Annotated in this window: 32 protein-coding genes and 2 pseudogenes; 12 read left to right on the top strand and 22 right to left on the bottom strand. The window is 66.3% G+C overall.

The window, feature by feature from the left end; genetic code table 11:
* Positions 1–7 precede the first annotated feature (7 nt).
* The 3 genes and pseudogenes from O3I_RS36930 to O3I_RS46705 all read right to left on the bottom strand — a co-directional run.
* A pseudogene (locus O3I_RS36930) lies at positions 8–214 on the bottom strand (ATP-binding protein); the annotation flags it as partial.
* Positions 207–518: a hypothetical protein gene (locus O3I_RS46710; RefSeq protein WP_237748199.1), complete on the bottom strand. Its 312-nt coding sequence runs from the start codon at positions 516–518 to the stop codon at positions 207–209. The gene O3I_RS46710 and the pseudogene O3I_RS36930, both read right to left, overlap by 8 nt.
* Before the next feature lie 49 nt (positions 519–567).
* A pseudogene (locus O3I_RS46705) lies at positions 568–753 on the bottom strand (Tn3 family transposase); the annotation flags it as partial.
* Between the two features lie 245 nt (positions 754–998).
* Here O3I_RS46705 and O3I_RS36925 point away from each other — a divergent pair.
* A complete protein-coding gene (locus tag O3I_RS36925) occupies positions 999–1,967 on the top strand; it encodes a LysR family transcriptional regulator (RefSeq protein ID WP_014988154.1) in 969 nt (322 codons plus the stop codon).
* A gap of 43 nt (positions 1,968–2,010) precedes the next feature.
* Here O3I_RS36925 and O3I_RS36920 read toward each other — a convergent pair whose 3' ends face one another.
* The 13 genes from O3I_RS36920 to O3I_RS36865 all read right to left on the bottom strand — a co-directional run bounded on the left by O3I_RS36920 (position 2,011) and on the right by O3I_RS36865 (position 12,635).
* On the bottom strand, positions 2,011–2,886 hold the full coding sequence (locus O3I_RS36920) for a sugar phosphate isomerase/epimerase family protein (protein WP_063632390.1): 876 nt from the start codon (positions 2,884–2,886) through the stop codon (positions 2,011–2,013).
* Between the two features lie 13 nt (positions 2,887–2,899).
* Positions 2,900–3,646 carry a cyclase family protein gene (locus O3I_RS36915; RefSeq protein ID WP_014988152.1) on the bottom strand — a complete coding sequence of 249 codons (747 nt, stop codon included), beginning with the start codon at positions 3,644–3,646 and terminating at the stop codon, positions 2,900–2,902.
* 28 nt (positions 3,647–3,674) lie between these two features.
* Entirely contained in the window at positions 3,675–5,000 is a 1,326-nt protein-coding gene (locus tag O3I_RS36910; RefSeq protein ID WP_141691910.1) for a chorismate-binding protein, read from the bottom strand.
* A 179-nt stretch (positions 5,001–5,179) separates the two neighbouring features.
* Positions 5,180–5,323 (bottom strand): hypothetical protein, encoded by a 144-nt coding sequence (locus tag O3I_RS45805; RefSeq protein ID WP_167829200.1) that lies wholly within the window; start codon positions 5,321–5,323, stop codon positions 5,180–5,182.
* 21 nt (positions 5,324–5,344) lie between these two features.
* A complete protein-coding gene (locus O3I_RS36905; RefSeq protein ID WP_014988150.1) occupies positions 5,345–5,839 on the bottom strand; it encodes a tyrosine-type recombinase/integrase in 495 nt (164 codons plus the stop codon).
* Positions 5,840–6,418: 579 nt separating this feature from the next.
* A complete protein-coding gene (locus O3I_RS47120; protein ID WP_202804904.1) occupies positions 6,419–6,814 on the bottom strand; it encodes an SSI family serine proteinase inhibitor in 396 nt (131 codons plus the stop codon).
* Between the two features lie 140 nt (positions 6,815–6,954).
* Positions 6,955–7,635, bottom strand: a complete 681-nt coding sequence (locus tag O3I_RS36895; RefSeq protein WP_014988149.1) for a chitinase — start codon at positions 7,633–7,635, stop codon at positions 6,955–6,957.
* A gap of 111 nt (positions 7,636–7,746) precedes the next feature.
* Positions 7,747–7,941 (bottom strand): hypothetical protein, encoded by a 195-nt coding sequence (locus O3I_RS36890; RefSeq protein ID WP_014988148.1) that lies wholly within the window; start codon positions 7,939–7,941, stop codon positions 7,747–7,749.
* A gap of 495 nt (positions 7,942–8,436) precedes the next feature.
* The gene (locus O3I_RS36885; protein WP_014988147.1) at positions 8,437–9,243 is read right to left on the bottom strand and encodes an NAD(P)-binding protein; all 807 of its coding nucleotides are present in this window, start codon (positions 9,241–9,243) and stop codon (positions 8,437–8,439) included.
* 5 nt (positions 9,244–9,248) lie between these two features.
* The gene (locus tag O3I_RS36880) at positions 9,249–10,142 is read right to left on the bottom strand and encodes an SDR family oxidoreductase (RefSeq protein WP_014988146.1); all 894 of its coding nucleotides are present in this window, start codon (positions 10,140–10,142) and stop codon (positions 9,249–9,251) included.
* Positions 10,139–10,615 carry a hypothetical protein gene (locus O3I_RS36875; RefSeq protein WP_014988145.1) on the bottom strand — a complete coding sequence of 159 codons (477 nt, stop codon included), beginning with the start codon at positions 10,613–10,615 and terminating at the stop codon, positions 10,139–10,141. Before O3I_RS36875 ends, O3I_RS36880 begins: the two co-directional genes overlap by 4 nt.
* Positions 10,616–11,329: 714 nt before the next feature.
* Positions 11,330–11,716: a DUF3710 domain-containing protein gene (locus O3I_RS46700; RefSeq protein WP_041563108.1), complete on the bottom strand. Its 387-nt coding sequence runs from the start codon at positions 11,714–11,716 to the stop codon at positions 11,330–11,332.
* A gap of 28 nt (positions 11,717–11,744) precedes the next feature.
* On the bottom strand, positions 11,745–12,635 hold the full coding sequence (locus tag O3I_RS36865; RefSeq protein WP_237748198.1) for a hypothetical protein: 891 nt from the start codon (positions 12,633–12,635) through the stop codon (positions 11,745–11,747).
* A gap of 65 nt (positions 12,636–12,700) precedes the next feature.
* Here O3I_RS36865 and O3I_RS36860 point away from each other — a divergent pair, with 65 nt between their 5' ends.
* Genes O3I_RS36860 through O3I_RS36850 form a run of 3 tightly spaced genes read left to right on the top strand, consistent with a single transcriptional unit; the run spans position 12,701 to position 13,998 of the window.
* Positions 12,701–13,087, top strand: coding sequence for a hypothetical protein (locus tag O3I_RS36860; RefSeq protein ID WP_014988142.1), 387 nt, complete (start codon positions 12,701–12,703; stop codon positions 13,085–13,087).
* Between the two features lie 9 nt (positions 13,088–13,096).
* On the top strand, positions 13,097–13,573 hold the full coding sequence (locus O3I_RS36855) for a DUF7674 family protein (protein ID WP_014988141.1): 477 nt from the start codon (positions 13,097–13,099) through the stop codon (positions 13,571–13,573).
* On the top strand, positions 13,570–13,998 hold the full coding sequence (locus O3I_RS36850; protein ID WP_014988140.1) for a hypothetical protein: 429 nt from the start codon (positions 13,570–13,572) through the stop codon (positions 13,996–13,998). Before O3I_RS36855 ends, O3I_RS36850 begins: the two co-directional genes overlap by 4 nt.
* A gap of 39 nt (positions 13,999–14,037) precedes the next feature.
* On the opposite strand, the gene O3I_RS36845 is transcribed toward O3I_RS36850, so the two are convergent.
* Complete coding sequence (locus O3I_RS36845; RefSeq protein WP_081594228.1) at positions 14,038–14,622, bottom strand: TetR/AcrR family transcriptional regulator; 585 nt, start codon at positions 14,620–14,622, stop codon at positions 14,038–14,040.
* 599 nt (positions 14,623–15,221) lie between these two features.
* Between O3I_RS36845 and O3I_RS36840 the strand changes: the two genes are divergently transcribed.
* The 4 genes from O3I_RS36840 to O3I_RS36820 all read left to right on the top strand — a co-directional run bounded on the left by O3I_RS36840 (position 15,222) and on the right by O3I_RS36820 (position 18,936).
* On the top strand, positions 15,222–15,827 hold the full coding sequence (locus tag O3I_RS36840) for a response regulator transcription factor (RefSeq protein ID WP_014988138.1): 606 nt from the start codon (positions 15,222–15,224) through the stop codon (positions 15,825–15,827).
* Positions 15,828–16,035: 208 nt separating this feature from the next.
* Entirely contained in the window at positions 16,036–16,260 is a 225-nt protein-coding gene (gene rpmB, locus O3I_RS36835) for a 50S ribosomal protein L28 (protein WP_014988137.1), read from the top strand.
* Between the two features lie 778 nt (positions 16,261–17,038).
* Complete coding sequence (locus O3I_RS36825; protein ID WP_014988135.1) at positions 17,039–17,728, top strand: hypothetical protein; 690 nt, start codon at positions 17,039–17,041, stop codon at positions 17,726–17,728.
* Between the two features lie 272 nt (positions 17,729–18,000).
* Positions 18,001–18,936: an esterase/lipase family protein gene (locus tag O3I_RS36820; protein WP_014988134.1), complete on the top strand. Its 936-nt coding sequence runs from the start codon at positions 18,001–18,003 to the stop codon at positions 18,934–18,936.
* A gap of 67 nt (positions 18,937–19,003) precedes the next feature.
* Here the strand turns inward: O3I_RS36820 and O3I_RS36815 are convergent, their stop codons facing one another.
* Together O3I_RS36815 and O3I_RS36810 are read right to left on the bottom strand one after the other, a co-directional pair.
* Positions 19,004–19,639, bottom strand: coding sequence for a TetR/AcrR family transcriptional regulator (locus O3I_RS36815; RefSeq protein ID WP_014988133.1), 636 nt, complete (start codon positions 19,637–19,639; stop codon positions 19,004–19,006).
* A gap of 45 nt (positions 19,640–19,684) precedes the next feature.
* Positions 19,685–21,130 (bottom strand): hypothetical protein, encoded by a 1,446-nt coding sequence (locus O3I_RS36810; protein ID WP_202804903.1) that lies wholly within the window; start codon positions 21,128–21,130, stop codon positions 19,685–19,687.
* Positions 21,131–21,362: 232 nt separating this feature from the next.
* Between O3I_RS36810 and O3I_RS36805 the strand changes: the two genes are divergently transcribed.
* Positions 21,363–22,256, top strand: a complete 894-nt coding sequence (locus O3I_RS36805) for an oxidoreductase (protein WP_065652207.1) — start codon at positions 21,363–21,365, stop codon at positions 22,254–22,256.
* A gap of 14 nt (positions 22,257–22,270) precedes the next feature.
* On the opposite strand, the gene O3I_RS36800 is transcribed toward O3I_RS36805, so the two are convergent.
* Positions 22,271–23,029 carry a TetR/AcrR family transcriptional regulator gene (locus tag O3I_RS36800; protein ID WP_014988130.1) on the bottom strand — a complete coding sequence of 253 codons (759 nt, stop codon included), beginning with the start codon at positions 23,027–23,029 and terminating at the stop codon, positions 22,271–22,273.
* Between O3I_RS36800 and O3I_RS36795 the strand changes: the two genes are divergently transcribed.
* A complete protein-coding gene (locus O3I_RS36795) occupies positions 23,022–24,491 on the top strand; it encodes a xylulokinase (RefSeq protein ID WP_051066827.1) in 1,470 nt (489 codons plus the stop codon). The genes O3I_RS36800 and O3I_RS36795 overlap by 8 nt on opposite strands.
* Here the strand turns inward: O3I_RS36795 and O3I_RS36790 are convergent.
* Together O3I_RS36790 and O3I_RS36785 are read right to left on the bottom strand one after the other, a co-directional pair.
* Entirely contained in the window at positions 24,484–25,062 is a 579-nt protein-coding gene (locus O3I_RS36790; protein WP_014988128.1) for a TetR/AcrR family transcriptional regulator, read from the bottom strand. The genes O3I_RS36795 and O3I_RS36790 overlap by 8 nt on opposite strands.
* 73 nt (positions 25,063–25,135) lie before the next feature.
* A complete protein-coding gene (locus O3I_RS36785) occupies positions 25,136–25,630 on the bottom strand; it encodes a hypothetical protein (RefSeq protein WP_014988127.1) in 495 nt (164 codons plus the stop codon).
* Between the two features lie 187 nt (positions 25,631–25,817).
* On the opposite strand from O3I_RS36785, the gene O3I_RS36780 reads away from it, so the two are divergent.
* Together O3I_RS36780 and O3I_RS36775 are read left to right on the top strand one after the other, a co-directional pair.
* Positions 25,818–26,177, top strand: a complete 360-nt coding sequence (locus O3I_RS36780) for a YybH family protein (protein ID WP_014988126.1) — start codon at positions 25,818–25,820, stop codon at positions 26,175–26,177.
* Positions 26,178–26,423: 246 nt separating this feature from the next.
* Positions 26,424–26,720, top strand: a complete 297-nt coding sequence (locus O3I_RS36775) for a hypothetical protein (protein WP_014988125.1) — start codon at positions 26,424–26,426, stop codon at positions 26,718–26,720.
* The last annotated feature ends 7 nt before the right edge of the window (positions 26,721–26,727 follow it).

Here is a 26,727-nt window from a genome sequence, read left to right as displayed (position 1 = left end):
CGCCACCTCAGCATTTCCGGGTGCGGTTGCCGCCGAAGGTGAGGCGGTCGACAACTGCCGCGCAGAGCCGCGGGTCGGTGAAAGTCTTTGTCCAGGAACCGAAGCTGTCATTGGATGCTATCGCGACAGAGTTCTTTTCCTCGCGTTCGGTCAATACCTGGAACAGCAGTTCAGCGCCGCGTTTGTCCAGTTCCATGTAGCCGAGTTCATCGATCTATGCCGAGGCGAGAACTATGCCGAGGCGAGTGTGGTCTGAGGCGAGAACTCCACGGGTGCAAGGTATTCCGTGGTTGATGTTGTCGGAGGATCGGGATGATTACTGGCTTTCGAGGAAGGCCAGGAGGCTGTCGCTGGGGCGGTAGCGACCGGGCGTGGTCGAGGCCGGGGTTGGTCTGGTCGAGGGCTCGTTGTTTGATGGTCATGTCGGCGTGGAAGTAGATGCCGGTGGAGCGGATGTCGGCGTGGCCGAGCCAGAGTGCGATGACGGCGGTGTCGACACCGGCGTGCAGCAGGGCCATCGCGCAGGAGTGCCGCAGAACGTGGGGATGAAGATCAGCGGGCCGGATGCCAGCGGGCACGATGTTGCCGCGTTTTGCCGTGGCAGGTCGCCCGCGTCAGACGATCTCGCGACTCCTGCACGGTGAGCTGCCGGTTCACCCGGCGCAGGCAGGAGTCGTCGACCGGGTCGCACAGCGCCAGCAGATGCATGGTCTTCTCGATCCGCCCGTACTCGGCGAAGGCATACCCCAGCGGTTCGAAGCGATAGAGGGTCCTGCCACGTGGCAGGACCCCCTCTCACGGAACTAGGCTCAGATGTCGTTGGCGTAGACGAAGGAGCAGATCGCCAGCAGGATCGCAACGATGCCCGCGCATCGGCAACCGCGGCGCGGACCGTGGCTGCTCATTTGGCTTTTCCGCGGAGAATCAGGATGGGCGCCGGTCGTGCCCGCGGCGGCGAGGATTCTTCTGTCGGTCGCTCGGACTAGTGGAGGCGTGACGTGGAGCTGCGACACCTAACCTACTTCCTCGCGCTCGCCGACCTGCGGCACTTCGGTCGGGCGGCTGCGGCGGTCGGCATCCGGCAACCGCCCTTCTCCCAGCAGATCAAACAGCTCGAGGAGGAACTGTGTGTGCGGCTGGTCGATCGCGGGCCGCGTGGCTCCGAACTCACCGCGGCCGGGAAAGTATTCGCCGACCACGCCCGGGCAGTGCTGGACGCCGTTGAACGGAGTCGGCTGGAGACTCGCCGGGTAGCGCGTGGTGAGGTCGGAAAGATCGAAATCGCCGCGCTGACATCGTCGTTCGCCACGGTCCTGCCCCGGGTGTTACGGGCGCTACGGGGCAAGCATCCCGAGATCGTTGCGCACCCGGTGGAGTATCAGCGCACCGCCGACGCGGTCCAGGCCGTCCTGGACGGCGTGGCCGATGTCGCGTTCGGGCGGCCACCCCTGTCGACCGTTCAAGGTCCGGGCACGTTGCTGGCCATGCCGCTGGGCATGGAGCAGGCCGTCGTGATCATGGCGCGAGACCACGCCTTGGCCGGCGAGAAGTCCGTTCCGATCGCCGCGCTGCGCAACCAGAAATTCATCCTCACTCCGCTGGAGGAACGTTTCCCGCAGTATTTCCACCTGGCTTGCGCCGCGGCCGGGTTCCAGCCCGAGCTCGCGGCGCGAGTACAGGGCGTCCAGGCTGTGGTGGGGATGGTGGCAGCGGGTCAGGGGGTCGCAGTCATTCCCGAGAGCGCCGTGCTGCCGGGACGGCTCGACGTGGTGTTTCGTCCGATCACGCCCGCGGTGCTGGCTCCGCCGCTGTGCCTGATCTGGCTTGCTCGCGACACCGCTGCCACCACGACCATGTTTTCGGAGCTGGTGCGCCACAGCCTGAAGCTCACCGGCACACCACTGAGCGAGCACGATCTCGACCGTGGCTACCTCGTCGGAATCCAGGCGGGACGCGGTTCTTCGTAAAGGAAAAGTCCGGTTTCATGACCGGCAAGAGGAGAGACACGTGTCAGACTTCCTCGCGGTCGAGCCATCCGGGAGCGTTGCAGGCACGCAGGACGTCCGCGTTGTGGCGCAATGTCGCGAGCGGGGTTCGCTGCGTCGAAAAGTCCTCGATCGTCACCCACCCCTGATAACCGATCGTGTCGAGGTGGGCCAAGACGCCGAGCACGTCCACTTCGCCTTCGTCGAGCGGGCTCCACACCGGGCGATGCACTCGAACGGGCCCTGGGCCTGCGGAGGGACGGTGTAGGGCGTTTTTCAGATGGACGTGATGCAAGTACGGGCCGAGCAGTTCGGTGCCGATCCGGTGATCTTCATAGCCTTCGACGACCAGGTTGCCGACGTCGTAGATCACCCCGATGTGTGCCGGATCGAAATAGGTGACCAGGCGGTGGACCAGTGCCGCGCTGGAAAACATCGTCTGCTGGTGAATCTCCACGACCAGCCGTATCCCCCTGCGGTGCGCGCGCTGCTCGGCGACGCTGAGGAACTCCAGAAACCTCGCGAACAATTGCCGGTAGCCCGCCCCGTCCGCGCCGAAGCGGGGACCCTGCAGCCGGACCTGGGGAGCATCGGCCGCTTCGGCGACGGCCAAGGCCAGGTCCAGGGTCGTCACATCGCCGACAGCCACGTACGGGTCGACACCGATGACCGCGAGTCCCGCGGCAGCGCTTCGCCGGGCGATCCGTGCGCCTTGTGCCGGATCGTCCAGCGCGATGGTGGTGCGGTTGCCCAGCAGGAACTGCTCGGCCGAACTTCCCGCCGCATGCAGTGCCTCCCCTACCTTCCATTCCAGCCCGGCGTAGCCCGCCGCGGCGGCATGCTCGATCGCTTCGTCCGGGGCGAGAGTGGGCAGTCCGACCGTCGCATAGCCGTAACGCATCACCATCGCCGCCTCAGATGCCTTCGACCACGGCCACCGCGCGTACCGGGCTGCCGGCGGCGCCACGCAACGGCAACGGTAAAGCGGCGAAGTGAAACCGGTGAACGGGGATGGTGTCGACGCGCACGAGGTTCTCCACGACGCCGATGACGTCGGAGTCGGGCAGCCCCAACGCGCTGGGCCGCAGCAAGATGGTGTGCACGTCCGCGGTGGCCGCCGTCGCCGGCGATTCGATCGTGACACAGTCGATCGCCAGGCACCGAACACCTACCGCGCGCAGATGTTCCGCGGCATCGCGGGTCAGCCCGCGGAATGTGGTTGCGTAACCCGCGGGATCGGACACCGCGTCATCCGACGTACCGGTACGCAGAACCAGGATGTCGCCGCGTTCGATACGGACCCCGGCCTCGTCGGCCGCATCGCGTAGTGCCTGCGCGGACACAGCCCCGGACTCCGTGGCCGCCGTCGTGCAGTCCAGCCAGACAGCCGGGCCCCACGCGGTCTCCAGCGGCACCCGTTCGATGGTCACGGAGTGCGCGGGGTCGACGTGGAAGGGCGCATCCATGTGCGTGCCGGCTTGGTCGCTCAGGATCCATTGGCTCACTTCGAAGGACACCGGGAGGTCCGCGTAGCGGGTGCGACGGCCAGTGCCGAGGAAGTCGGCGTGCTTCATCACCGGCGACAGCGACAGCACCGACCGGCCGTGTGAGGGGTAGGCGGTGATGCCCTCATGCAGTTCCATCGTGAGGTCGATGATCATGGGGTCGCTCCATCGTGAGGTCCGGTGTTCATGAGGAAGCCCGGCGTGCTGTCACACGCAGTGCGCGCGTTTTGAGCACCGACTCCGCGTACTCGTGCTCGGCGACACTGGCGGGTACGACTTTGGCGCCTGCCTGGGTGACGCTTCCGCGTGGAGTGGTCCACATCGAGCGGGTGACCGCGGTGGCGTCCACCTCCTCGGCGGTGAACAGGCCGACCAGCCCGGCGAACGGGCCACGGGGGACCTGTTCCAGTTCGGCGATCAAGGTCTGTGCGGCGGAACGCGGATGACCGACGGTGGCACCGTGCGGGTGCATCGCGAGCACGGCGTCGACCGCGTCGCATTCCGGCGCGAGTTCGGCCTGGGCCTCGGCGAAGAGGTGCCCGAGTCCGAAGAAGACCCGCTGCTCCCGTTCACGGGTCAGCTGCAGGGTGCCCGGGGCGGCAACGTGCGCGAGGTCCTCGACGAGCGCGTCGGCGACCACTTCGTACTCGCCGAGTTCCTTGGGGGAGGGTTGCCAATGGTGTTCCTCGTCCGCGACGGGATGCGTGGCACCGTCGGTCTCGGCGGTGATGTGCCCGTCACTGAGGTGCAGCAGCGGCAACGACGTCGCCCCCCACAGCGCGAACTGGTCGTGCCGGAGGAAGAACATGCGGGTGGAAGGGTTGACCGTCCGGAGCACCCGGTAGCTGTGCATCGGCTCGGCGCGGTGCTCGCTGGCGACGCGGACCGACAGCACCACTCCGCTGGCGCCCCCGCGCTGCTGGAAGGCACGTACGCCGGCGGTGTACTGCTCGGCCGAGGTTTGCGTGGTCCACTGGAAGTCTGCCTCGTGCGAGGTGAGGTCGAGTGAGGTCGCGGTTCCCGAGCCGCAGGCGCTGGCCCACTGCTCTGGCGTCCGCTCGGGATCGGGTTCGGTGGACGTGTGCACCACCCGGCCACGACCGGTCCGGTGATCGATCGTGACGTAGTCGATCAGCCGCATCAGCAGTGCATCGGGAATGCCTGCGTCGCCGTGGACGGTGGAGTGCGGGCCGGGATAGCCGAGGAATGCGAACACGCCGCCGTGCGGCCCGTCCGCGCGAGCAGCCACGGTCGCTGCCCGCAGCGCTGCGGCTGTATCCGTGCCCTGCACTCGTGTGGCGTCGGTGCGCAGCCCGATCCAGGTGGTCAGCGGCTGGCGAGTGAGAGGGTCGATGCGCTCGTAGACGAAGACGGGCAGCTCGGAATCGATGCCGGCCAAGGTGTGCAAGAGCGTGTCCACCCCTCCCTCGGGCAGCGTGAACTCGGCGGTACGGGACTGCGGTGCCAAGCGTCCCTTGGGGCTGGTCGAGTGCTTTGTTGACCTGTTCACGATTGCAGTATGTGGGCTGCGGCGACCGCGAACGCCGGGTCATAGGTCAACCCGCACGTTCTGAAAGCCTGGAGATATCGCCCTCGGTTCCATCGTCGTCTTGCTCGAATGGGGGTCGACGTCAGACTCGTGCGGAACGAACAAACCGGGTGACCGCGGTGACAATCGAGGCGCGGTGGTCAGCGATTCGCCCAGGGGTCGGTGGGATCTGAGCCGTCCGCACGCAGCAGGCCGGTCGGCGTGAGGTACCAGGCCTGGGCGATGGCGTAGATGAAGACCAGCAGGTCGACTGCTGTCAGCAGGGTGCTGTCGAGGCCGGACACCGCATTGGGTGGTCGGGTTAACTACAGACCTTCCAGGAAGGCCAGCAGCTGGTCGCCGGGGCGATAACGACCGGGTGTGGTCGAGGCCGGAGTGGTCTGATCGAGGGCTCGTTGTTTGATGGTCATGTCGGCGTGGAGGTAGATGCCGGTCGAGCGGATGTCGGCGTGGCCGAGCCAGAGCGCGATGACGGTGGTGTCGACGCCGGCTTGGAGCAGGGCCATCGCGCACGAATGCCGCAGAACGTGGGGATGCAATTGCGCGGGCCGGATGGTGGGGCAGGTCGCGGCCGCGATGGTGGCGTGCTGGCGGACAAGGCGTTCGACGGCGTCGATGCTGAGCCGGCGGCCGGTGCGGGTCGGGAACAGGGGTTGGTCGAGCTGGCCGGCGCGTTCGGCGCCCCAGACCCGCAGCACTTTCTGAGTGGGGGTGGTGAGTGGGACGGCGCGGTGCTTGCGGCCCTTGCCGAGGCAGCGCAGGTTGGCTCCGGGCCCGAAAGTGATGTCACCGCAGTTCAATCCGGTCAGCTAGCGACGGTGACGGTGTCGTCGGACTACCAGCTCGGCGTCAGCAGATATGAGCAGTTCGGGGCGGCAAGAATGCGGTGTAGATCCTGTACGAGCCGTGCTGGGGGCACGTACAGCATGGACAACAGGTAGGTCAGGCCGATGACCAGACGGGCCTGTGGTGGGTGTTATGTCGCCGACGATCGTGGCTGCGTGTGTGATGGCGGGGACGTGTTCGGCGGTCAGGGTGATGGTGGCGGGAGTGGCCCGCAAAGCCCACGGCGAACGTGACGGAACTCGCGCGATCATCGAAGTTCTTCTGCTGCACCGCGGTATGCCCCACGGCCAGGTTGTCGCGGCCCTGGACGCCGCACTGCGTGCGGGAGCGCTGACCGAGGACGCGCTCGAGGCCCGCAAGGCCGCTCGAAGTCCCAGCTCGGCGAGCAGATCGTCCACCTTTGCCACGGACACCGGGAAGACCACTGCAGCCTGGACGGCGGTGACCCTGTCACCGACCCGGATGCCGCTGAGCTCGTCATCGGTGAGCGCACATCGGCGGGGATCAGTGATTCCCGCGTCCCACGGTCGAATTCAGGCCTGCGGCGGTTGTGGCAGCACCGGCACCAGTCGGTCCCAGCGCGAGATTTCGCACCCGTTGTTCCGATCGAACACCGCATCAACCTTGCGACCTGCCCAGGTTCCTTGGATATGCGCCGTGGCTGGTCCTCCGTACTGGTGGGTACACCAAGCGTCCGGCGGCACCGGCGGGAACCCTGTCATACCCCCGGCTCGGAGTGTGTCCAACCTCTTGCACGCATCGGCGCCAGCCCAGTGGTCGCCCCCCACCGGGTTGCAGGACAATGTAAACGTGCCATCCGTAGCGGTATCACCGCTTTCGGAGACCGTGATCGTGAGCTCGGTTTTGCCGGTTGCCGGGGCCGCGTTGGCGACTCCGAGGGGAGTCACAGTAGTTGCCAGCACGACCATGACACTGACCATACGACGCCGCATACGTGCTCCAAGGTTTGACCGAATGGGACGAGCTCGACGAAGTTGTTACAGGTGTTATGCTGCCGACGATCGCGGCTGCGTGTGCGATGGCGGGGATGTGTGCGGGAGCCGAGTCGTCAGCTGTTGCAGCCCTTGTCGCCGATCGGGGTGACGTCGAAAGATTTCGCCACGAGCGTGTAGATCTCGTATCGCCGCTCGGCGGCTTTCGTCGGTCCGGAACACTCGAGACTGCCGTTGATGGCGTTGGTCGTGTAGCCGAACCCGGTCCCGTATCCGGGCGCGGTGGTCACCTTCGCCTTCCAGAACCAGAACGCGGTAGCCCAGGCGATTTTGTCGTCCCTCGCTACGCCGTCTGCATCCTCGACCAGACGGTCGTCGCCGTAGATCTCCTGTGAAGCCTCTTTGTAGGCGGGGCACCCTGCAATACGAATGTATCCACGCCCGTAGTAATCCTGATTGTGGATATCGCAGTCCGGAGTTTCGTACTCACCTGGGCATCCGGATTGCGCGCAGTTGTATTCTCGTTTGCTGCGTAGCCCGTCCGACGCGTAGATCGCTTGTGCCAGAAATTCCGCGAACGGCTCGCGGCCCGGGATGTTTCCTACCGAACTCTGGCCGCACATATTGTCGTACTGCTCCCGCGACGGTGCGGGATAGCCGGCGGCCTGCACCGCGCCGGTGAACTCGTCGAGAGTCACGAGGCAATCGGCCGCGACCGCTTCGGGCGCCGCGACCAGCGGCGAGAAGGTTCCGCATGCGAGCGCCACGCCCAGAAGTATCGCGAGCCGCTTTTTCATGAGCCACCCTCCGTCGAGAGTCATCTGTGGTCCGACGACCGCGTCCTACTAATTCGACACCGAAGCTGTGCTGGACGGTTCACTGACTGCCGCGCCGCCTTCGAGCGGGGCCTACGTCAACTCTTTCTCGACCTGGTCGCCGACCGGTGTGGAGTTGAGCGCTGTCCCCTCCCGGAGAATGGCAAACGCATGCGTAGCTTTGTTGACCGGGCCTTCATGCAGGTAGGCATTCATCGAATGTTTCTCGCCGTCACACGCCACCGCAGCGTGGGTACTCCCGCTGTCCTTGTCATCACGGTTGATCATGCCCGCATGAACGTACCGCGCCCCCGACTCTCTCGTGCAGGTGTAGGTGAGGTGGATGACGACCCCGTCGGAGGTCTTTCGACCTCATCGATGCTGTTCACCCCCGATTCCACCGCAGCGAAGGCCGGACCTTCCCCCGCGGTGACCAGCCCACTCACCGCGCAGGCGACCAGAACAGCAACGCCCCACCGACCGCGAGAACTCACAACAAACTCCTGACTGTCGCAGTGAACTATCCGGTCCGATCCACCAGGTACATCAGACCGCATCGGCGGCCGTTCTTTTTCAGGGATGCATAGCGCGGCGTTTCCTCGTCAAATCCGCCGGGAGACCGATCTTCCTATCGCTGCACCAGTCAGCTGCACGATCACCTGCTGTGGGCTCGACCACCGCGGCCGGAAGCCGGGGCGGATCGTGTCCGACAGGCACCGCCCGAAATGCCCCGCGCGGCTGACCAGGTGGTCCGTGGAACCACTGCGGTCGAGGTAGGAATACTCATGATCCGCACCTCGATCCCATGAACACTCGAAACCGCGAGTCGAAATCCGAAAAGGGCTGCGGGGATGGATCGAACGAGAAGGGGGGCGTCGTGACCGCGGTCGCGATCCCAGTATGCCCAGGGGTTCGGCATGGTCGGCCTGGTCCTCGGCTTCCTCGCTCTGGCCGCCGTCGTGTCCGTCTACGCAACGATCGGTGATCGGGCCCCTGTGCCGAAACCAGCCCGCCGGCTCCGACCGAGTAGACAGCAGGCACCGGCCCGGACTCCTCTCCGGCCAACCGTGCGCAGACGGGCAGTGGGTGCCGGTGTGAGTCAGAGGGTTTCCCCGCGAGAGCGAATAATACGTACCCCTCGTCGTAGCGGTAGTACCCGGTGCACGCCATCAGGAAGTTCGCGGTGAACCGGGTGGTCGTGCTCGTCTCGGCGAGCTGCACGGTCACCGTCCACTGCGCCGAGGGGGTGTCCCATTCGGCCCGGACGGCTTTGTGCCCGTGGCTGATCCGCTCGTGGAGCTGATAGTCCGTGACGGTATCGCGCAAGTAGTCGAGGATGGACGCACCGTCGGTGATGGCTCGATCGCCGCGCCACGGCCGGAATTTGAAGCCGAGGGTGTACATGTCCGAGTCGGAACGAATTCCGGGGTAACGGAACAGGTCCCAGGTGCCGCCCAGGGTATCGCGACTTTCCAGAATGCGAAACGTAGTGCCCGGCAGTCGGTCTCGAAGATGGCAGGCTGCGCCGATGCCGGACAGCCCGGCGCCCAGGATCAACACGTCGACGTGTTGACAGTCGGTGTGGGTCATCGGGACTACTCCTGTGTTGAGTCGGGACGTTCGGCTCCCGCGGTACGCGCGTTGGTGGAACGGCCGAGCGTGGCAACTTCAGCGTCGAGGCGGGGCAGCATCCGAGGGACGTGAGCGAGGGCATCGCGCTGGACCAGTGTGGTGCCGAGCAGTGGGTGCAGCCAGCGGAACAGCCCGATCCAGCGGGGCACGTTCACCCAGCGCCCGCGGCGAGCGAGGGTGTCGGCGAATGCGTCGGCGCACGCGCGCACCGGGGTGGAGTGGGCCAATGGACGCGGTAGCGTGCCGAGATATTCACGGAATACCGGTAAGTCGGCGAAAGCGTCGTCCATCAGCGGCGTTCTCGTCCAATGCGGATGCGCGCACCCGACTCCGACGCCGTGGTGTGCGACCTCGAGCCGAAGCGTCTCCGTCAGGCTCTCCACGCCTGCTTTGCTCGCGTGGTAGGCGGCCATACCCGGGCTGTTGGTGAATGCCGCGAGCGAGGAGACGACGAGGATGTAGCCGCGGCTCTCTATCAATGCGGGAAGTGCGGCTCGCACGGTGTGGAAGACGCCGGTGAGATTGACATCGATCACTTGGCGGAAGACGACGGGATCGACGGCGAGCAGTGATCCGTAACTGACGATTCCGGCGTTGGCCACGACGTAGTCCAGGCCTCCGAATCTGTCGGCGGCCACCGCGACCGCGCGCGTCATCGCATCGAGATCACGCACGTCGGCGGCTACGTGCGCGACCCGGTCGGGCTCGAATTCGTCTACTACCTCCGCGAGTTCGGCACCGCGCACATCGACGAGCATCAGTCGCGCGCCCCTGGTCGCGAGCACGCGTGCGGTCTCGGCGCCGATGCCGCTCGCGGCGCCGGTGATGAGTACGACTTTGCCGGACAGCGTTTTCACAGACTCTCCTTTTTCCCGGGGGCAGATGCCTGAGCCGGTGCCGGCGCGCCCACGGCACCGGTGCTCAGCTGATTGCGAATGAACCCGCCGAGCGCGGCGGGCACCGCGGTGCAGGCGGCGCTGAGTACGATCACCAACCAGGCCGGATCAGGCAGCGGGACAACGGGTTCGCCACCATGCAGCAGATGCCCGAGCAGAATGCCGACGCCGGAGATCGCTCCTGCCGATGCCCCGCGGGCCGCGCCCCGCACCAGCCCCAAGTGTTCGATCCCGCCGAGCACCGCCGACAGTAGACCGGTGATCGCAACGGTCCAGTAGCCGCCGGCTGAGATGTTGAGCAGCACACCGAGCACCAAGCCGACGATCATCGGGATGGTCACGGTCCCGACGATCCGCACCGCCGGGGATCGTTCGCGCAGCAGTGGTGGTAGGCGCCGGCGCGGCTGCCCCGCACCGTTCTCTTCCTGGGCCACGAGACTCCTTCTGGAACATGCATTTCGACCGACTACAGGGTTGGTGCTAGGGGATGGCCGACCGTGCCGGCGGTGTCGATCAGGAACTTCGCTCGGAAGGCACTCGAGCTGCCGCGCGTTGGTCGGCATACGCGGCCGCGGTGCGGCGCGGATCAACAACGGCGTTGGCCATGTAGCAAGATAGTGATGGATTAATATCTCTTTGGTGACCGGTCGCCCGGCTGTGTCCTGTGCTCCGTGCGGCGTGGTCCATAAGCAATTCTCCCTTTGCCGCGGGTGAATTCCTCGCCCGCGAGCGACGGTTACTTATCTTTGCGCGACAGCGTCCGCCGAATCGCAGCCCGATGGCCTGTGCGCGGGGCAAGAGGTAGTCAGCGTCGGTCTCGCGATGCGGCGGGGTCGGGCCGGCGCACCACAGGCCGTCGGCTTGTCGGCGGAACTGATTGTGCAGCAGTCGATTCAATGGACTCGGTGCTGCGTGTGCGATTCTTCGAAGGGCTGATCTCGCGTCGCGACGCGCCGACCAGGTATTCAACGGTGATGGTGATCGTCGCGACAACGGCGAGTACGGTGAGGGCCACGGCCACGAGCACGGCCGCAGTCGTGGTTATATCGTCTTTCAATGGTTTGTGATCCTGACCTTCGAGGGGCGACGAGTCGGTGGGCTGACCGCCACCTCGCGTGTCCCTGGGACAAGTGCTTGCCCAGGGCCGGTCACATTGTCCGGCGGTGCACGGCGTCCTGATTCTGTCGTTCGCATGCGCCAAAAAACTTGCCCGGCGCGGACAGATATTTGCCCGCAGAGCGGTCTGGCAGCTTTCCTGCGCCGCGCACTACCACGGTGCTGCGGACCAGATCCCACAAAGCTGACGCACCGTGCCGGACCGTGGCGGGCGGGGCGAGTATGACTGCGCGCAGCATCCAGCGCGGCCCGTCGACGCCGATGAAGCGCAGAGCACGATCGCCCATCGTGGCCACTAATTCATCGCCCCAGGTGCTGTCCGTTTGGTCGTGGAGCGCTTCAGCGCCGCACAGCGCGGTGTCGTCCCCTGGAGACCTTGTGTGCGCAGCGAAGCGCTGGGCGGTACACGTCGAGGTCATCGGGTCGGCGCGCCGCCGCAGGCGACAGCTATCCCCGCAACACCCAACCCTGCGCGACATCACCCAGGTTCCACCACGAGACGTATTGAGCGTCTTGTGATTCCAGCTCCCAGCCCTCGGTCAGCCGGTCGAAGAACGCATCGTCACCGGTCTTGCCGCCCTTCGGCTCACCGACGAAGATCAGGCGTGTTCCGCCGCGGCGCTCGAACTCCCGCAGCGCCGTCGACGCCATCGAATCACCCCACCCCGGCGGCCAGCACAGGAACAACACCGACTCGCCATCAAGTGCTGAATCGAACTCCGCCGAACCAGCAACCGGATGCCACACATCCAACTGCCCAGCCGCGCCAGGGAACGACACGTTCGACTCGCTGTCCGGCGGTGCAACATCGAAAGCCGCCACATCGACGCCACCGGCAGTCAGCTGTCCCGCCCAGTACCCACGCCCGGCGCCCAGCTCCAGCACCTTCCGGCCGTCGCTGAACTGCCCGATCCACTCGATCGTCTCCGGCGACGGCACCGCATACGCGTACGCGGCCTGCAAGATCGTCTGCGCGAACGCCAAACGGGCACTGCCCTTCTCACGTCCGCCGTTCACCACACGACGCCCAGCGTCCTCCGCGACAGACGGCGCAACAATGTCCCAATACGGATTCCCCGACGCCGACGAGCCGCCGGTCATGTAGTGCACGAGCCTCAGGTCGAATGCCGCATCCGCGGCCTGATCGTCTGTCCCCGGCAACATCGGTGCCGTCTCCAGATACTCCGCGACCTTCGGATACTCCTGCCGCAACCGCTGCCCGTCGTCCAGCAGCGCGGCCAGTTCCGTACGTCGCTCAGTCGTCAGCGAGAGCCCAGTCATGCTCTCAATTCTCGCTGGCGCGAACCACTTCCACGGGTCGTTGCCGAATTCCGCCATACAGGATCAAGGTCGCCGCCATCGCGAGCCGTATCGGATCGGCGGTCACCGGCAAGCTGAAACCGATGCTGACCAAGCTGGGGGAATGGCTGGAGAAGGCCAAAACCAAGTGGTGGCGGTCCGATTCCGGCGGCGGGCTGCCCGAACTGCCGCCTAAGCCGGCTGCAGTCAAACCGACCGTGAACGACCGAAAGCTGCAGAACTTCCTCGACGACCTCTACAAGGGGGCGAACAACCCGGGCCGGGTCGGCGATGGCACCACGGCGGACGCGGTGCGCAACGAGTTCCGCACCTTGGTTCCCACCGAAGGAAAATGGCACCTGCAGAAGGCGATGGAAGTGCAACGAGGGCTCGCGAACTGGTTGATGAACAAGGCGAACACCGACCCTGCGGATCGGGCTGTCGCGATCCGGGAACTGACGAACCTCATGGACGCATTGGCGGGAAAGTGATGGCGAATCATGGATGACCGGACGGACCAAGAAATAATGGACATGCTCTACACGTGGACGAGGACATTGGTACCTGCGCAAGCTCGCTTCATCGACGAGCTTGCCGCTCTGGAACCCGAGATCCAACCGCTTATCGCTGAGCACATCCGTGACAATGACGAGCTTCTTCCGACCGTACTGATGGGTGACATCGCTCGATGGGTAGGGCAGGTCGTGCGAGACAGCCCCGATCCGCGATCACGCCTGGCGCCGTTCTTCGCACGACTCGAAGAGGCTTGGGAGGACGATGGTGGTCCGGTATCGGAACTGATCGCGGTGTCGTTCGTCGAAAACGTCTACGACAATCCCGCGATCGTCCGGCTGCTGGGGCCCAACCTCGCCCACTACTACCGCGTGTACACCGGGCAGGAGAAGCCTCGCGACGACCAGCGTCGACCTGTGCCCGAGATCCTGCAGCAGATACGCAAGAAGCTGGGTTGGTCATGACGGATCTACAGAAATGGGAACAGCAACTGCGGCAAGAACTCGCCGAGATTCGCCGCAGCGCAGACAAACTCGCGAAGTCCGCCGCAAGGGTTGTCGGACGCGGTGAAGCCCGCGGCATCGCCATCGAGGTCAATGCCCACGGCGACATCACTGATTTGCAGATCGCGCCGGCTGCGATGCGTTGGAGCAGCACTCAACTCGCCACTGCTCTGCTCGAATGCCACAAGCGGGCGCGCGCCGACCTCCGGGCAACAACTGAAAAGATCACTCGGACAGCCGATCCTCGCCTCCGCAACCAACTCCAAGAACTGCTGGGTACGGCGGAGATCACGTCCGACGAGCCGAATCGGTCAACGTCCGAGGAGGAAATCCAGGCCGCCGACGACGCCTACTTCGAACGGATCAACCAAGGTTGGACCACCTAATGCTGATCACGACGTGTTTAGTCCTGCCCGGTCAGTGGCTCACTGCGGCAGGCATCGCAAGAGCTGGGTTCTGATCCGGTCTCGGGTGGGTGGAAGGTCGGACGCGATCCCTCGCAATGTCATGCCCTGGGCGGCGTCGGTGAGCAGTTCGGCGGTGTCGGGGTCGGTGTAGTGGGTGTACATCGCGCGGGTGGCCGCGGTGAAGCGGTCTGCGATCGAGCGCAGTGCGGGGCGGCGGATGGCAGCCACATATAGCTCGAGCTGGACGGTGGTCACGGATCGCTCGGTGGTGAAGCAGCCCACGAGCGCCTCGGCGGTCTGGTCGATGATTTCGGTGATGCCGTAGCCGGGTTGGGTCTCGGGGATTGCGGCCATGATCGTCTCGTAGTGGGTGACCGAGAGCTCGAGTGCGGCCGCGAGCAGTTCTTCCTTGTCCTTGTAGTGGTAGGTCGTGCCCGCGATCGGAACATCGGCGGTTTCGGCGACCGCGCGGTGGGTCAGGCCTTCGATGCCGCGTTCGCCGATGACGGCCAAGGCAGCTTCGGCGATCCGGCGCCGACGCTGTGGGTCGAACCTGCGGCGCCGTATTGGTCGCGAGTCCCTATCGGCGTTCTCGGCTTGCACACTGCTCCTCGTCCGCGCTGATCAATGGACCTTAAAGGTACAGCTGTACCTAGTGCGAAGCGGCTCACAGTCCCGGAAATCGGCTTGTCGTAAGGTACAAATATACCTAATCTGCTGATAGGCAGGACTATGCGTGGGGCCTACTTCGGCTAGGACGCGATAGTTCTGTGAAGTTCTACGGGACGCGTGGCGCGTTTCGTTCCGATCGAGTTCCGAGGTGATGACTTATCCCCCAGGCCAAGTAGCCGTTCGTTCCGGCACTGATCCCGCGAGCCGCTCGTGCGTGCTCCGGTCATGTCGTGCACGGCTTTTCCAGTTGGCCTGGGCTTCGTCGCACCTTTTCCACTCCTGCGCAGTTGGCGTACGTGGCCCCGGCCTGTCCGTATCGCTGTACCCAACTGTCGGAACAGGAGGTTTTCGTGTTTGCGGAAACTCGCGACACCGCTCACGGATCCATCGGCACGGCCAGGGCCGTGCTCATCGCACTCGTGGTCGTGCTGGTCGCTGACCTGCCTCGTCGGCAGACACGAGGCTGACGGGGGCACGCGAAACATCGACACAATCAACCTGTTCGGTGCTCTTCGAAGAGGAACGAATCAATGATTCGAGTGCTGATCGCCGGGAGCCTTCGGCTGCCCAGGGAAGCGCTGGCGACCATCCTGGCCGGTGAGTCGGGCATGGAGGTGGTCGCGCAGGTGTCGCTGGGCACCGATGTAGCGCCCAGCGCCCTGCGCACCCGTCCGAACCTGGCTCTGCTGGATGCGAATCTCGCAGGGTTGGACGGTATTTCCGCCGCGACACAATTGAAAGCGGCGCTGCCCGACTGCCGCGTCGTCATGGTGATGGCACCTCGTCGGCCCGACCTGCTCCGCTCCGCATTGGACGCGCGGGTGGAGGGGCTGCTCAGCACCGGCGCTTCGATCGCAGCGTTGACCGACACCGTGCGCCGGGTCGCGCACGGTGAATCGGTGCTGGAACCGCAGGCGGTCGCGGAAGCCATGCGCGGCCCCGCCAACCCGCTGAGCGCCCGGGACATCGACATCCTTCGCCTGATCTCGCAGGGGCGCACACCCGGCGAAATCGGTGCGGCACTGCATCTTTCGCCGGGCACGGTGCGCAACAACCTCGCCGCCATCAATCGCAAGCTCGGTACCCGCAATCGTATCGAGACCCTCCGCGCCGCAGCCCACCACGGATGGATCTGAACCTCGTGCAACTTGCACGCGCCACCGTGCGATCTGCACCGGTCGTGTCAGACCGGAAGATGCGATTCCCGCAGGTCAATGGCCAGGGTCGTCGGCAGCATGGCGGTCGAAACGCTTCGCAGTGTTCGCCATTGCTCGCCAACACTGTCCACGAACCGAGATACCACCGACGGCGCGAGGACCGCTGCCGGAGAACAGGAGAGAGAGCATGTCAGCCCAGTGCGACGTCTGCGGCAAGAAGCCGAGCTTCGGCAAGAAGGTGGCGCGTGCGGGACGGCGAGCCCAGCAGCGCTACGTCAAGGGTCGCACGAGCCGCCGCTTCAACCCCAACATCCAGCCCGTGCGTGCGGTGCGGGACGGCACACCCGTGCGCCTGAAGGTGTGCACCTCCTGCATCAAAAAGGGCGCGGTACGCCGCCGCACCAGCGCGTGACAGGCGCTGCGGCCCAGCTGATCTCGCAGATCAAGAGCTGGACAGTGTTGTGGCCGAGCCGCTTCACCGTTCGGCCACGGCGTCATCGCGACGAGTTCCCTTGCCATGACTGCGGATTACCGACCGCGCCCTGCGACGGGCCCGACGAGTGGTATACCGTGCACGACGCAGTCTGGCGGGCCGGCGCGCTGCGGGCCGACAGCATCGCGTGTATCGGCTGCCTCGAATCTCGACTGGGACGCCGACTCCACTGCGACGATTTCCTGACCGCGCCACTCAACGATCCCGACTACGGAAACCACAGTCCGCGACTACGCGATCGCCTGCGACCGTCGCAGACCACCGCTCACGAAAGCGCTCGATGACTCCGACGTAATTCACATTTCGCGACGCCACACTGGACGACCAAGGTTTCTTGGCGGTGATGCCGGCGACGGGTGGCGCCTTGATGCGCGGGGCCGGACAATGGGCGAAAGCGTATGTGGTGCGGGCCTTCGTCTCTCAGCTCGGGCACTGAGCAAGCACTCGTTGTGCGCGGCTCGGCGTGCATGATTCACGTCGGGCAGGTGGGGCCCTTCGGCCACGCTCATAGCGGCCCAGCCGACAGGCGGTGCCCCGGAAAGCAGGGGGCCGCGAGTGAGTCCAAACGTGGCGCTCGTCACATTTTTCGGTTTTGTGCGGATCGTCGGATATGAATAACTCGTTCGATCTAGATCAACGCTTCGATTCGACTGGGGGACAGGGCGTTCCGTGGTGATCGGGGGCGGGAGAGAAATACATGTTCTATAAGAATGTCACGCGCGCGGGTCGCCAGGTTCTGGCCGCTGCTGTCCTGCCCTTCGCGGTAGTGGCTACGCTCGCCAGCGCGGGTACCGCGTCGGCGACCGACTACACCGCGCAGCAGACGCGGTGGGCCGACAGCCTGACGGCGACCGGCAACGAGCAGGGTGTCGAGTTCAAGACCACCACCGCCCCTGACCTCAAGTCCATCTCCACCGAGCTGAACAGTGGCAAGTTCACCTTGACCGCGGATTCGTCGGCGGTGCAGGTGGAGTCGGCCACCGGTGCGAAGGTCACCGAGTTCCCGATGTCGATGAAGACGGCTGCGGGCAACACGATTTCGCTGGCGCCGCAGATCTCCCCGGACGGGAAGAAGCTGGTCGTCACCCCGCAGGTGACCAAGGAGGTCGAGACTGAGCTGCAGCCCATCGCCGCCGGTGAGCTGAAGCCCATCGCGACCAACCCGGACGCGCAGAACCACGACCCGGTTGCCAACGGCCTCGCGGCCGGCGCCCTCACCGGCCTCGGCATCGCCGCGATCCTGTGCATCCCCGCCATCCTGGTCTTCGTGATCGGCTACTTCGCCTGCATCGTGGCCAGCGGCATCAGCTATGTGGTGTTCGCCGCGGTGATCGGCGCGATCCTCGGTGCCGTCGCACCGGCCGTGATCCCGCAGGTGCTGCCCTGATAATCGGCGATTCGCAGTGAAGGTCGCCGCCGCCCTCGAGTCGGCGACCTGACACTCGACCCACCCGGACGCCGGGTCGACTCCGCTCCCTAGCGGTGTCGACCCGGCGTCCGGTGTTTCCGGAGCCACTGAGCGTCGGCGGAACCCAGCCCTTGTGCGGCAACGAATTCGGGCGAATCCGTGCGGGGCGGCTTCGGTAGCGGCAGGATCTGGAACCGGTGGGTTTCAGTATGCCCTCGGATGGCCGCCCGTTGGGTCGGGGAGGAGTTTCGATGTCGAACAAGGGTCTGCGGATGCTGGGGGTCGTGGTGGCGATCGTGCTGGCGGGGGTGGTGCGCGCGACCGGTGCGCAGGCTGGGCCGGTGCCGCTGCCGGTGGACTACAGCACGCTGACGGCGCTGGCGGACAGCATTCGCTATCCGGGTTCGGAACCGCCGGGTGTGAACGAATGGTCTTGTCGCAGCACCGCGCACCCGGAGCCGGTAGTGCTGGTGCACGGGACGCACGCGAACATGCGAGTCAACTGGAATGCGTTGGCTCCCTTGCTGAAGAACGACGGCTATTGCGTGTTCGCGCTGAACTTCGGTGGGCTGAAGTTCGGGCAGATCGGTGGCACCGGCGACATTCGGGATTCCGTGGTCGAACTCGACCGCTTCATCGACCGGGTGCGCGCTGCCACCGGTGCGACCGTGGTGGATCTGGTCGGTCATTCGCAGGGCGGGCCGTTGATTCGCTATTACACCAGCGTGTTCGGCGGCGCGTCGAAGGTGCACGACGTGGTGGCGCTGGCGCCCACCTACCGCGGCTCCGACGCGCTCGGTCTCGATCCGTGGGTGGCGATGTGGCGCACCGCGCTGCCCGGATTGGCCGCCGCACTGGACGAACTCGACACCGCCGCGATGCAGCAGTTCCGCAGTTCGGAATTCAGCACCGCGCTCGCGGGCCTGCCGGACACTGTGCCCGGCCTGCGCTACACGACGATCGTCTCCCGCTACGACATCGTGGCGACACCTATGACGGACCAGTTCCTGCACGGTCCCGAAGCTCGCAACATCGTCGTCCAGGACGTCTGCCCGAACGATTTCACCGATCATCTCGCGATGGCCTACGACCGGGTGGCGCTGCGGGAAATCCGCAACGGCCTGGACCCCGAGCACGCGGTCCGTCCCGCGTGCGAACAACTGGTGCTGCCGTATTTCGGCGGCTGAGCACCGACTCGTGCGATCGGTCACCGCCACCTGTGGCGATAAACGGCGCCTGCGCTCGGGGTCTCGTCTAGTCCGGTGTGCACCAGATGGTGCGCACGAATACGGCGGTGAGGGCGTCGACTCGGCGTTCGGTTTCCGCGGCGTCGGGTTCGTCGGCTGCGTACTCGTAGCCGGCCCGCCACATCATCGCCAACAGGGCCGCGGCCAGTGCGCCGCTGTCCGGCGGGCCCGCCGGAGCGCGGTCCGCGGCGCGTTCGGTGTCGATCAGGGTGACGATGCGCTGCTGGATGTCGGCGTGGGTTGCCCGCCAGGTGTCGTCGAGGTGGGCGTCGCGACTCGACGCCGGACCGAACGCGCGCAGCAATGTGCCTTCCGTCCGCCACCGTTGCAGATACCGTGCGACGGCATGCCGGATCGCCGCGCGCGGCGGGGTCGTACGGTCGAACTCCTCGACGATGGCGCTCAAACCGACCAGGCTGGCACCGACCAGTGCGTGCACGACCGCGTCGCGGGAGTCGAAGTAGAAGTAGAACGCCGAGCGGGACAGGCCGGCGCCCTTGGCGAGTTGGTCGATCGTGATGGAAGAAAGCGGCTGCTCGGCGAGCAATCGACGGGCCGTGTCGAGGATCGCGGCTTCGCGCTGGTCGCCTTTGCTGGGGCCGCGGCGGCCGGGCGACCCGGGTTGCCTCGTCCGCGCTGTCACGGATGACAGCTTACCGATCGCGTCGATGCGCAGATCGGCCGCGCGCTACCGCGGGGCAGGCAACCAGGGCGCACTGAGCAACCGGGTGGTCAGACGCGTGAGGTACCGGGTCTGGCGATGGGCGAGCGCTGGATCGAGCTTGTCGAGATCGCCGTTCTCGCTCACCCGCACCAGGTAGTTCGGCCCCGCGATGGCGGTGACGGTCGGGATCCCGCGCCGGTACGGCCCGGTCGCCTCACCGTAGAGGTTGTCGGTGTACGGCCGGGCGACGAGCGTGCGATCCAGATCCGAGCCGGTCAATTCCGCGGCGACGGCTTGCGCGAGCTCCGCGCTGTTGCCGACGCCGAGGACGAGGATCTCCTGCTTGCCGGTGGCGTGCCAGGCTCGGCCGGTGCCGCCGGCATCCCACTGCGTCGCGCCGAGATGCTCCGGCACCACCGCGGCCACGAGCCGGTCGGCGATCTCGGGGTGGTGGTCGAGCCACGCCTCGGGATGCACGGCACTGCTAGGGGCGGTCATGTGCGCGGGGGAGAGCACGAACAAGAGGTCGCGATCACGCTGTGCCACCGGCAGTCTCGTGAAATAGTCGGCCATTGCCAGCAGTGCGGCCGCGCCGTTTTCCTCGATCGCGTTCTGCCCGTCGGTGTGGGTCATGACCAGGATCGCGCCCGCACGGCTGCCGTTGCCGGGCAGTTCGGCGGCGAGATAGTCGATCGTGGCCTCGTCGTTCGTCTCGGCGGTGAGCGTGAGCGTCGCGGTGACCGGGCCGTGCCGCATCGATTCGCGAAGGCGGTTGCCCTGCAACTGATCCAGGAGCAGGGCGGGCAACCCGTCGTGCGGTTGTTGGTGCGGAGTGAATTGCCCTGCGGCATCTGCCGGGTCGAAGGGGAGAATGCCGACCGCGCCGATCGCGCCACGGTCGCGTAGGTCGCGCAGCTTCGGGCCCTGCGCGCCCAGCCACAGTCGCGAGGAGTCCTCCAGCGCGGCATCGAGCAGTAGCGAACGCGGCTGCGCGTCTATCGCCACCGCGGCGAAGGCGCCCGCGACAAGCGGGGTGATCGGCCGATCGGCGAGCACTATCTTCCCGGTCGGGTCGGCTCCGGTCGCCTCGGTGAGTTCGCCGGTAATCCCTTGTGGCGGTGTGGTTCCCGAATAAGGCCAGTAGTAGGCGACGGGAATGTCGTGTACGGCGCCTTGTGCATCGGTCACCGTCAGTGCCCAGGATCCGGCGTTCCAGTACTTCAGAGTCGTCGGGTACCGCCGCACCGGCAACCCGAACGTCTCGAGTTCGCCTGCGAGGTAATCGATCCAGCGACGATGGGCATCGCTGCCGGTGAACCGGGGCCCGCCAGCGGTCATCCGGTGCACCCAGCTCCACATGATGTCGCTGTCGACGAGTTCGACGCCATCGGGCGCGGCCGCAGCGAATCCCGGCAGCGCCAAACCCCCGAGACCCGCCAATGCACCGCCGAGCACAGCTCGTCGGGACACGGCGGAAAGTGGGGTGCAGTCGCTCATGGCCGCCCATTCTGCATCGGCCTAGACCATATAGTCAACACTTGTCGATAATTCTCGACATATGTTGATAATGCTAGTTGGCCGGTCGCGGGTACTTGCGGCAAACGGTGTGATCGACGCCTCGGGCACCCTCGGGGAATTTAAACGGGGTAAACTTCGGTTTTGAAAACCGACTGTGCATGCCCCGCCGATCGAAAGGACGCCGATGCGTATAGATGGAATAGTCGACCCCCGGATCACCTTGCGGCCGCCGCCGCTGGCAGAGCTGGACTTGACCGGCAAAGAGCTGATCGTGATCGGCGGAACCAATGGTCTGGGCCGGGCCGTCGCCCGGCAGGCTTGGATGCTCGGTGCCGAGGTCACCGTGGTCGGCCGCACCTTTCGTGACAATCCGGCCGAGCGGCTGAATTTCCTCGAAGCCGACCTCTCGTCGCTGCGTGCGGCGGTCCGGCTCGGGAACGAACTGCCGGTGGAAGCCGCCGACGCGGTCTTGTTCACACAGGGAATCTTCGCGGCGAAGAGCCGGGAGGAAACCGGTGAAGGCATCGAACGCGATATGGCCGTCAGCCATCTTTCGCGCATCGCGATGTTGCCGGGACTGGCACTCCGCCTGGGCCGCGCGCGGACCGGAAACCGTTTTCCCGCAAGAATATTCATCATGGGCTCGCCCGGTACCGGAGAACTCGGCGACCCCGCCGACCTCAACGCCGAACGTGACTACCGTGCTGTCAGGGCACACCAGAACACGGTGGCCGCGAACGAAGCCCTCGTCCTCGCCGGTCGGGACCGGTGGCCGGGACCGGACCATTTCGGCTTGAATCCGGGCCCCACGAAGACCGACCTTCTGTCCAATCGCCTCGGCCGCGACACGCTCGCGAACTGGGCCACGCAAGCCCTGATCGGCCTGCTCCGTCCGTCACCGGAAACCTATGCCGAGCGCATTGTGCCGGTACTGTTCGCCACCGACCTCACCGGGCAGAGCGGGTTGATGATCAATGGCAAAGGTCGGCCGATCCGGCCCACCCGAGGCATGGACGATGTGCGCGTCGACGAGTTCATGACCGCTTCGGAAAACCTGCTGCGCCGCGCTGTCGGCTGACCGAGGTGCCGGGCTCAACCCATCCGCGGCGCGGTCGCGCGTTCGACGAGGACCTGCCAGCCCTCGGCCAGTCGGCGGAGCTGATGTGCGCTGTGCGCCGGGTCGTCCGACGACAGATAGAGCAGGATCGGGCCTTCCAACGCCGCGGTGAGCTGAACGGCCAGAGTGTCGAGGTCCGCGACGTCCGGGCAGGCGTGGCCCAGCAGCATCCGGATGTGGAACCGGGACAGGGTCGCGGCTCCGGCCGGAATCGGCTGTGCGCGGTCCAAGCCGGCGCGCGCGATGGCCTGGCGATCGAGCAGGAAAGTGATCCGTGCGCGACCGAACGCGATCAACCGCGGGATCGGGTCGGCGCCGGGGCCCAATGGCGGCGGCCCTGCCATCACCTGGTTCTGGAACGCCCGCTCGTCCTCGTCCAGTAACGCATCGAAGATCCCGGCGCGGGTGCCGAAATGCCGGAAGACGCTGCCCTTACCCAACCCGGAACGTTCCGCCAGGCCGTCCATGGTGACCTTGTCGACCCCCACCTCCGCGATCAACGCCCGCGCCGCGGCCAGCAGGCGCTGCCGATTGCGCGCGGCATCGGCGCGCTCTGCGCGCGGCACACCCAGCGGCAGTGCACGTCTGTCCACGAGGGCCAATCTACCGCCGCGAGCCTGGCTCTCGATCTGCTCGACGCCACCGTGGCGCAGGGGCGGTGCTTCCGGCGCGCTCGTCGAACCGGCGGCCTCGCCGACGATCCGCGCGCTCTGCGAGACTGCGGGGATGAGCACTGCGGTACCGGAGACCGGGACGTCGGGGGAGTTGTTGCTCGGCATCGATATCGGGACTACCGCGGTGAAGGTGGTCGCGTTCACCGTGGCGGGTGATCAGGTGGCGGCGCATACGACGCCGTATCCGACCAGTAGGCCGAAACCCGGGTGGGCCGAACAGGATCCGATGGACTGGTGGCGGGGCTGTGCCGCCGGGATGCGGGCCGTGTTGTCGGCGGTGCCCGTGGGTGCGGTGCGGGCGATCGGGCTGGCCAGTCAGGTCAATACCCATGTGTGCGTGGATGATCGGCTGACGCCGCTGGCGCCCGCGATCATCTGGCAGGACCAGCGCTGTGCCGAGATCGCCCGGGAATTCGACGCTCGCTTCGACGCTGCGGACAAGGTGCGGATCTGGGGGTCCGCGATCACCCTCGACGCGTCGTTCGTGGGCGCCCGGGCGGAATGGTTCGCCCGCACCGACCCGGACCTGTGGACGCGGACGCGCTGGGTGCTGGGGCCCAAGGATTTCGTCGCCGCGAAACTGACCGGGCGGGTCGCGACGGATCTGCTGGCCGCGGTACGGGTGGCGGGGCCGGACGGATACCTCGCCGAGGCGGTGGCACTCGTCGACGGACTCGAGGAGCGGCTGCCGGAGATCCTGGCTCCGGAGGCCACGGTGGGACGGGTCGACGGCGCGGATGTAGTAGTGGGCACGATGGACGCCTACAGTGCGGTGTTCGGCACCCGCACCACCGAGCCCGGGCGCGGAATGATCTCGTGCGGAACGTCATTGGTCGTCGCGGGCGCTGCCGCGCAGGCGCACCCGGCCGGTGGGATCGTCACCTTCCCGCCGCGTTCCGGACTGTATGTCCATGCGGGGCCGACGCAGGCGGGCGGGGATGCCGTGCGCTGGTGGAGCCAGGTGTCCGGGCTGAGTCTGGCGGAGGTCTTCGAATCGGCCGCCGCGGGCGTGCCCGGCGTGCTCTTCACGCCCTACCTGGCGGGTGAACGAGCACCGTTGTGGGACGCCGAGGTTCGCGCGAGCTTTCTCGGGATGAGTTCGGCGACAACGACGGCCGATATGTCGCTGGCGGTGTTGCACGGGGTGGCGATGTCGGCCCGGCATGTGCTCGAATCCGTCGAGACCGCCTGTGGATTCGAGATTCCCAGCGTGACGTTCTCGGGTGGTGGGGCGCGCAGCGCGCTATGGGGGCAGATCCACGCCGACGTGCTGGCACGTCCGGTGGACCGATTGCGGGTGCACGACAGCGCGGCGCTGGGCGCGGCTTTGCTGGGTGCGGTCGGCGCGGGTCTCTACCCGGACGTGACCGCGGCGGCGCGCGCGGCGGTCGCGGTCGACCGGACGTTCGTTCCGACGGCGCCGGTCGGATGGTTGCGTGGCTTGTACGAGGGTTACCGATCGGTGCATACCGCCCTGCGCGACCTGCACGCCGAACTGGCGCAATGGCACCGGCTCAGCTGAATTCGGCGACGCTCCAAGCGGCCTCGATCATCTGGAAGATCTCGTCCACTGCGGCGGCCGGATCGGGAGCCTCACGGGCCACGGAGTAGGCGTCGATCACGAATCTGGCGATGGTCCGGCAGGCCACCGGCGTCCGGGACAGGCCGAGATCGGTGGCGATGGCGGTGGCCAGCGACTCCGCGTGACGTAGCCGCATCGTTTTCTCGTACTCCCGCAGGGCCGCCGATTCTTCGATCATCTTCCAGATGGGCGCGACGTCCGGCCCGGTGCAGTGCCGCACCAGGGCGTGGATTTCGCGACGCAGCGCGTGCATGAGCGTTTCGTCCGCCGGCCGATGGGTGGCCGCCTGCAGCAGGCGCTGCTCGAAGTCGTCGTCCCGCTCGAAGATCAGGGCCTCTTTCGAGGCGAAGTGCGAGAAGAGGGTCGTGACGGCCACATCGGCCTCGGCCGCCACGTCCCGGATGCCGACCGCGTCGTACCCGCGCTCCGAGAACAGCCGCAGCGCGGTATCGGCGATATTCTGGCGGGTCGCGGCCTTCTTACGCTCACGACGCCCGAGCGGCACGGTCATTTTCGGATGCTATCAAATACGAAATCTCAGCAGTTTTGAAACACTAACCGTTACGTGACAGCCCGGTCGTGCTTCAGCTCATGAGGATGCCGGACCGGAAGCCGCCGCCGGTGGCGTAGAGCGAGAAGGCATGGCCTTTCGCGGTGCAGGAAAGGCCGGGGCCCGAGTAGTGCCCGCCGGTCGCGACGCAGGTTGCGCCGCCGTGCGCGACCTCGATACTGGCGTAGCCCTCGCCGGTTTTGACATCGCTCATCCGTGGATTTCCGCCCGGCAGGGTGAACGCCTTGGGCGTGAGGCCCGGATGGGCGGGCAGTCCCGGCTGGTCGATGATGACCTGATTGATCGGGACCGGCAGCGGTACCCAGGTGTCGCCCGCCGCGACGGCGGGCACGCGATTCGGCGTGACATCGCAGCCGACGATACCGTCGGCGGTGATCGCGCAGTTCACCTCGTCGCCGTAGCTGAAATAGACGGTGTCGGGGGTGACGGCCTGCGCGGATGTCGTGCTCAGCAGGGGTGCCGCGGCGACTGTGACGGCGATTCCCGCCAGCTTTCCGGTGATGTTCATGCACTCTCCTCGATCGGATCGAACGATGCGCGGGTGTCGAGTCGGGCAGTGTCTTCTGGTAGCTGAAACATAGCTGAAAATTGCGTCGCGGCCCAGGGGCTGTCGGGTAGCGGTTGTGCCTACGGGAAGTTGACAAGGGCTGTACGGGTTTTCGCGCGGCGTGCGACCGGTCTGCGACGCTGGCGGCATGAGTGAGATCGAGAGCCGGGTGCGCATTGCGCAGCCGGAGGACGTGATCGACGTGTTCGTCGAACTGGTGGCGGCGGGGGACGCGGCGGGCTTGGCCGCGCTGTACGAACCCGACGCTGTGCTCGCGATTCCCGGCGGCCCGGTGGTCAGCGGCATCCCGGCGATCCGCGAGGCCTACGCGCAATTCCTCGCTACCGGACCGGTTTTCGAGATCGGTGCGCGGCAGCAACCGCTCGTGACGGGCGATATCGCGCTGAGCGCACACCAATGGCCCAACGGCGAGATCACCGTGGACGTGCTGCGCCGGCAGCCCGACGGCACCTGGCTGTGCGCGATCAGCCAGCCGAAGGTCAACTGAGCCTTTCCCGCGCAGCCCGGCTCGGGTGGCCGACCGCCGCTCGGTCGGTGCGGCGAGGGTCACAATGCCGCGCCGAGCAGGTGAAATGCGGAGTGTCCCGAGAAAGGAAGTTTCGGGGCACAGCTCATGGCTACCCCTCAGAGAACGCCGGTGCCGACCGCCGCCGTGACATGACGACGGTCGGCCTGCGTTTCCGGGGTCCGCCGCACCGGCTGACTCGCACGACAGCGGGAAGGAACCAGACATATGTTGATGCTCACCCCCACCGCCATCGAGGTTGTCCGCACCATCACCTCCGCCGACGGCACGCCGCAGGAGGCGGGCCTGCGCATCTCCACCACCGACGGCGCCGAGACCTTACAGCTCGAGGTCGCTGCGGCGCCGGGCGCCCAGGACCAGGTCCTGAACGCCGACGGCTCCCGAATCTTCCTCGACCAGCAGGCCGCCGCCTTCCTGGACGACAAGGTCCTCGACACCGGCACCGACGCCAACGGCGAGGGCGGCTTCGTCATCGCTATGCAGGGCGGCGCGGCAGGCGTCTGACCTCCCC

This window comes from Nocardia brasiliensis ATCC 700358 (assembly GCF_000250675.2).
Taxonomy (GTDB): domain Bacteria; phylum Actinomycetota; class Actinomycetes; order Mycobacteriales; family Mycobacteriaceae; genus Nocardia; species Nocardia brasiliensis_B.
Note: the sequence above shows the minus strand (reverse complement) of the source record. Positions and strands in the feature narration are given on the sequence as shown.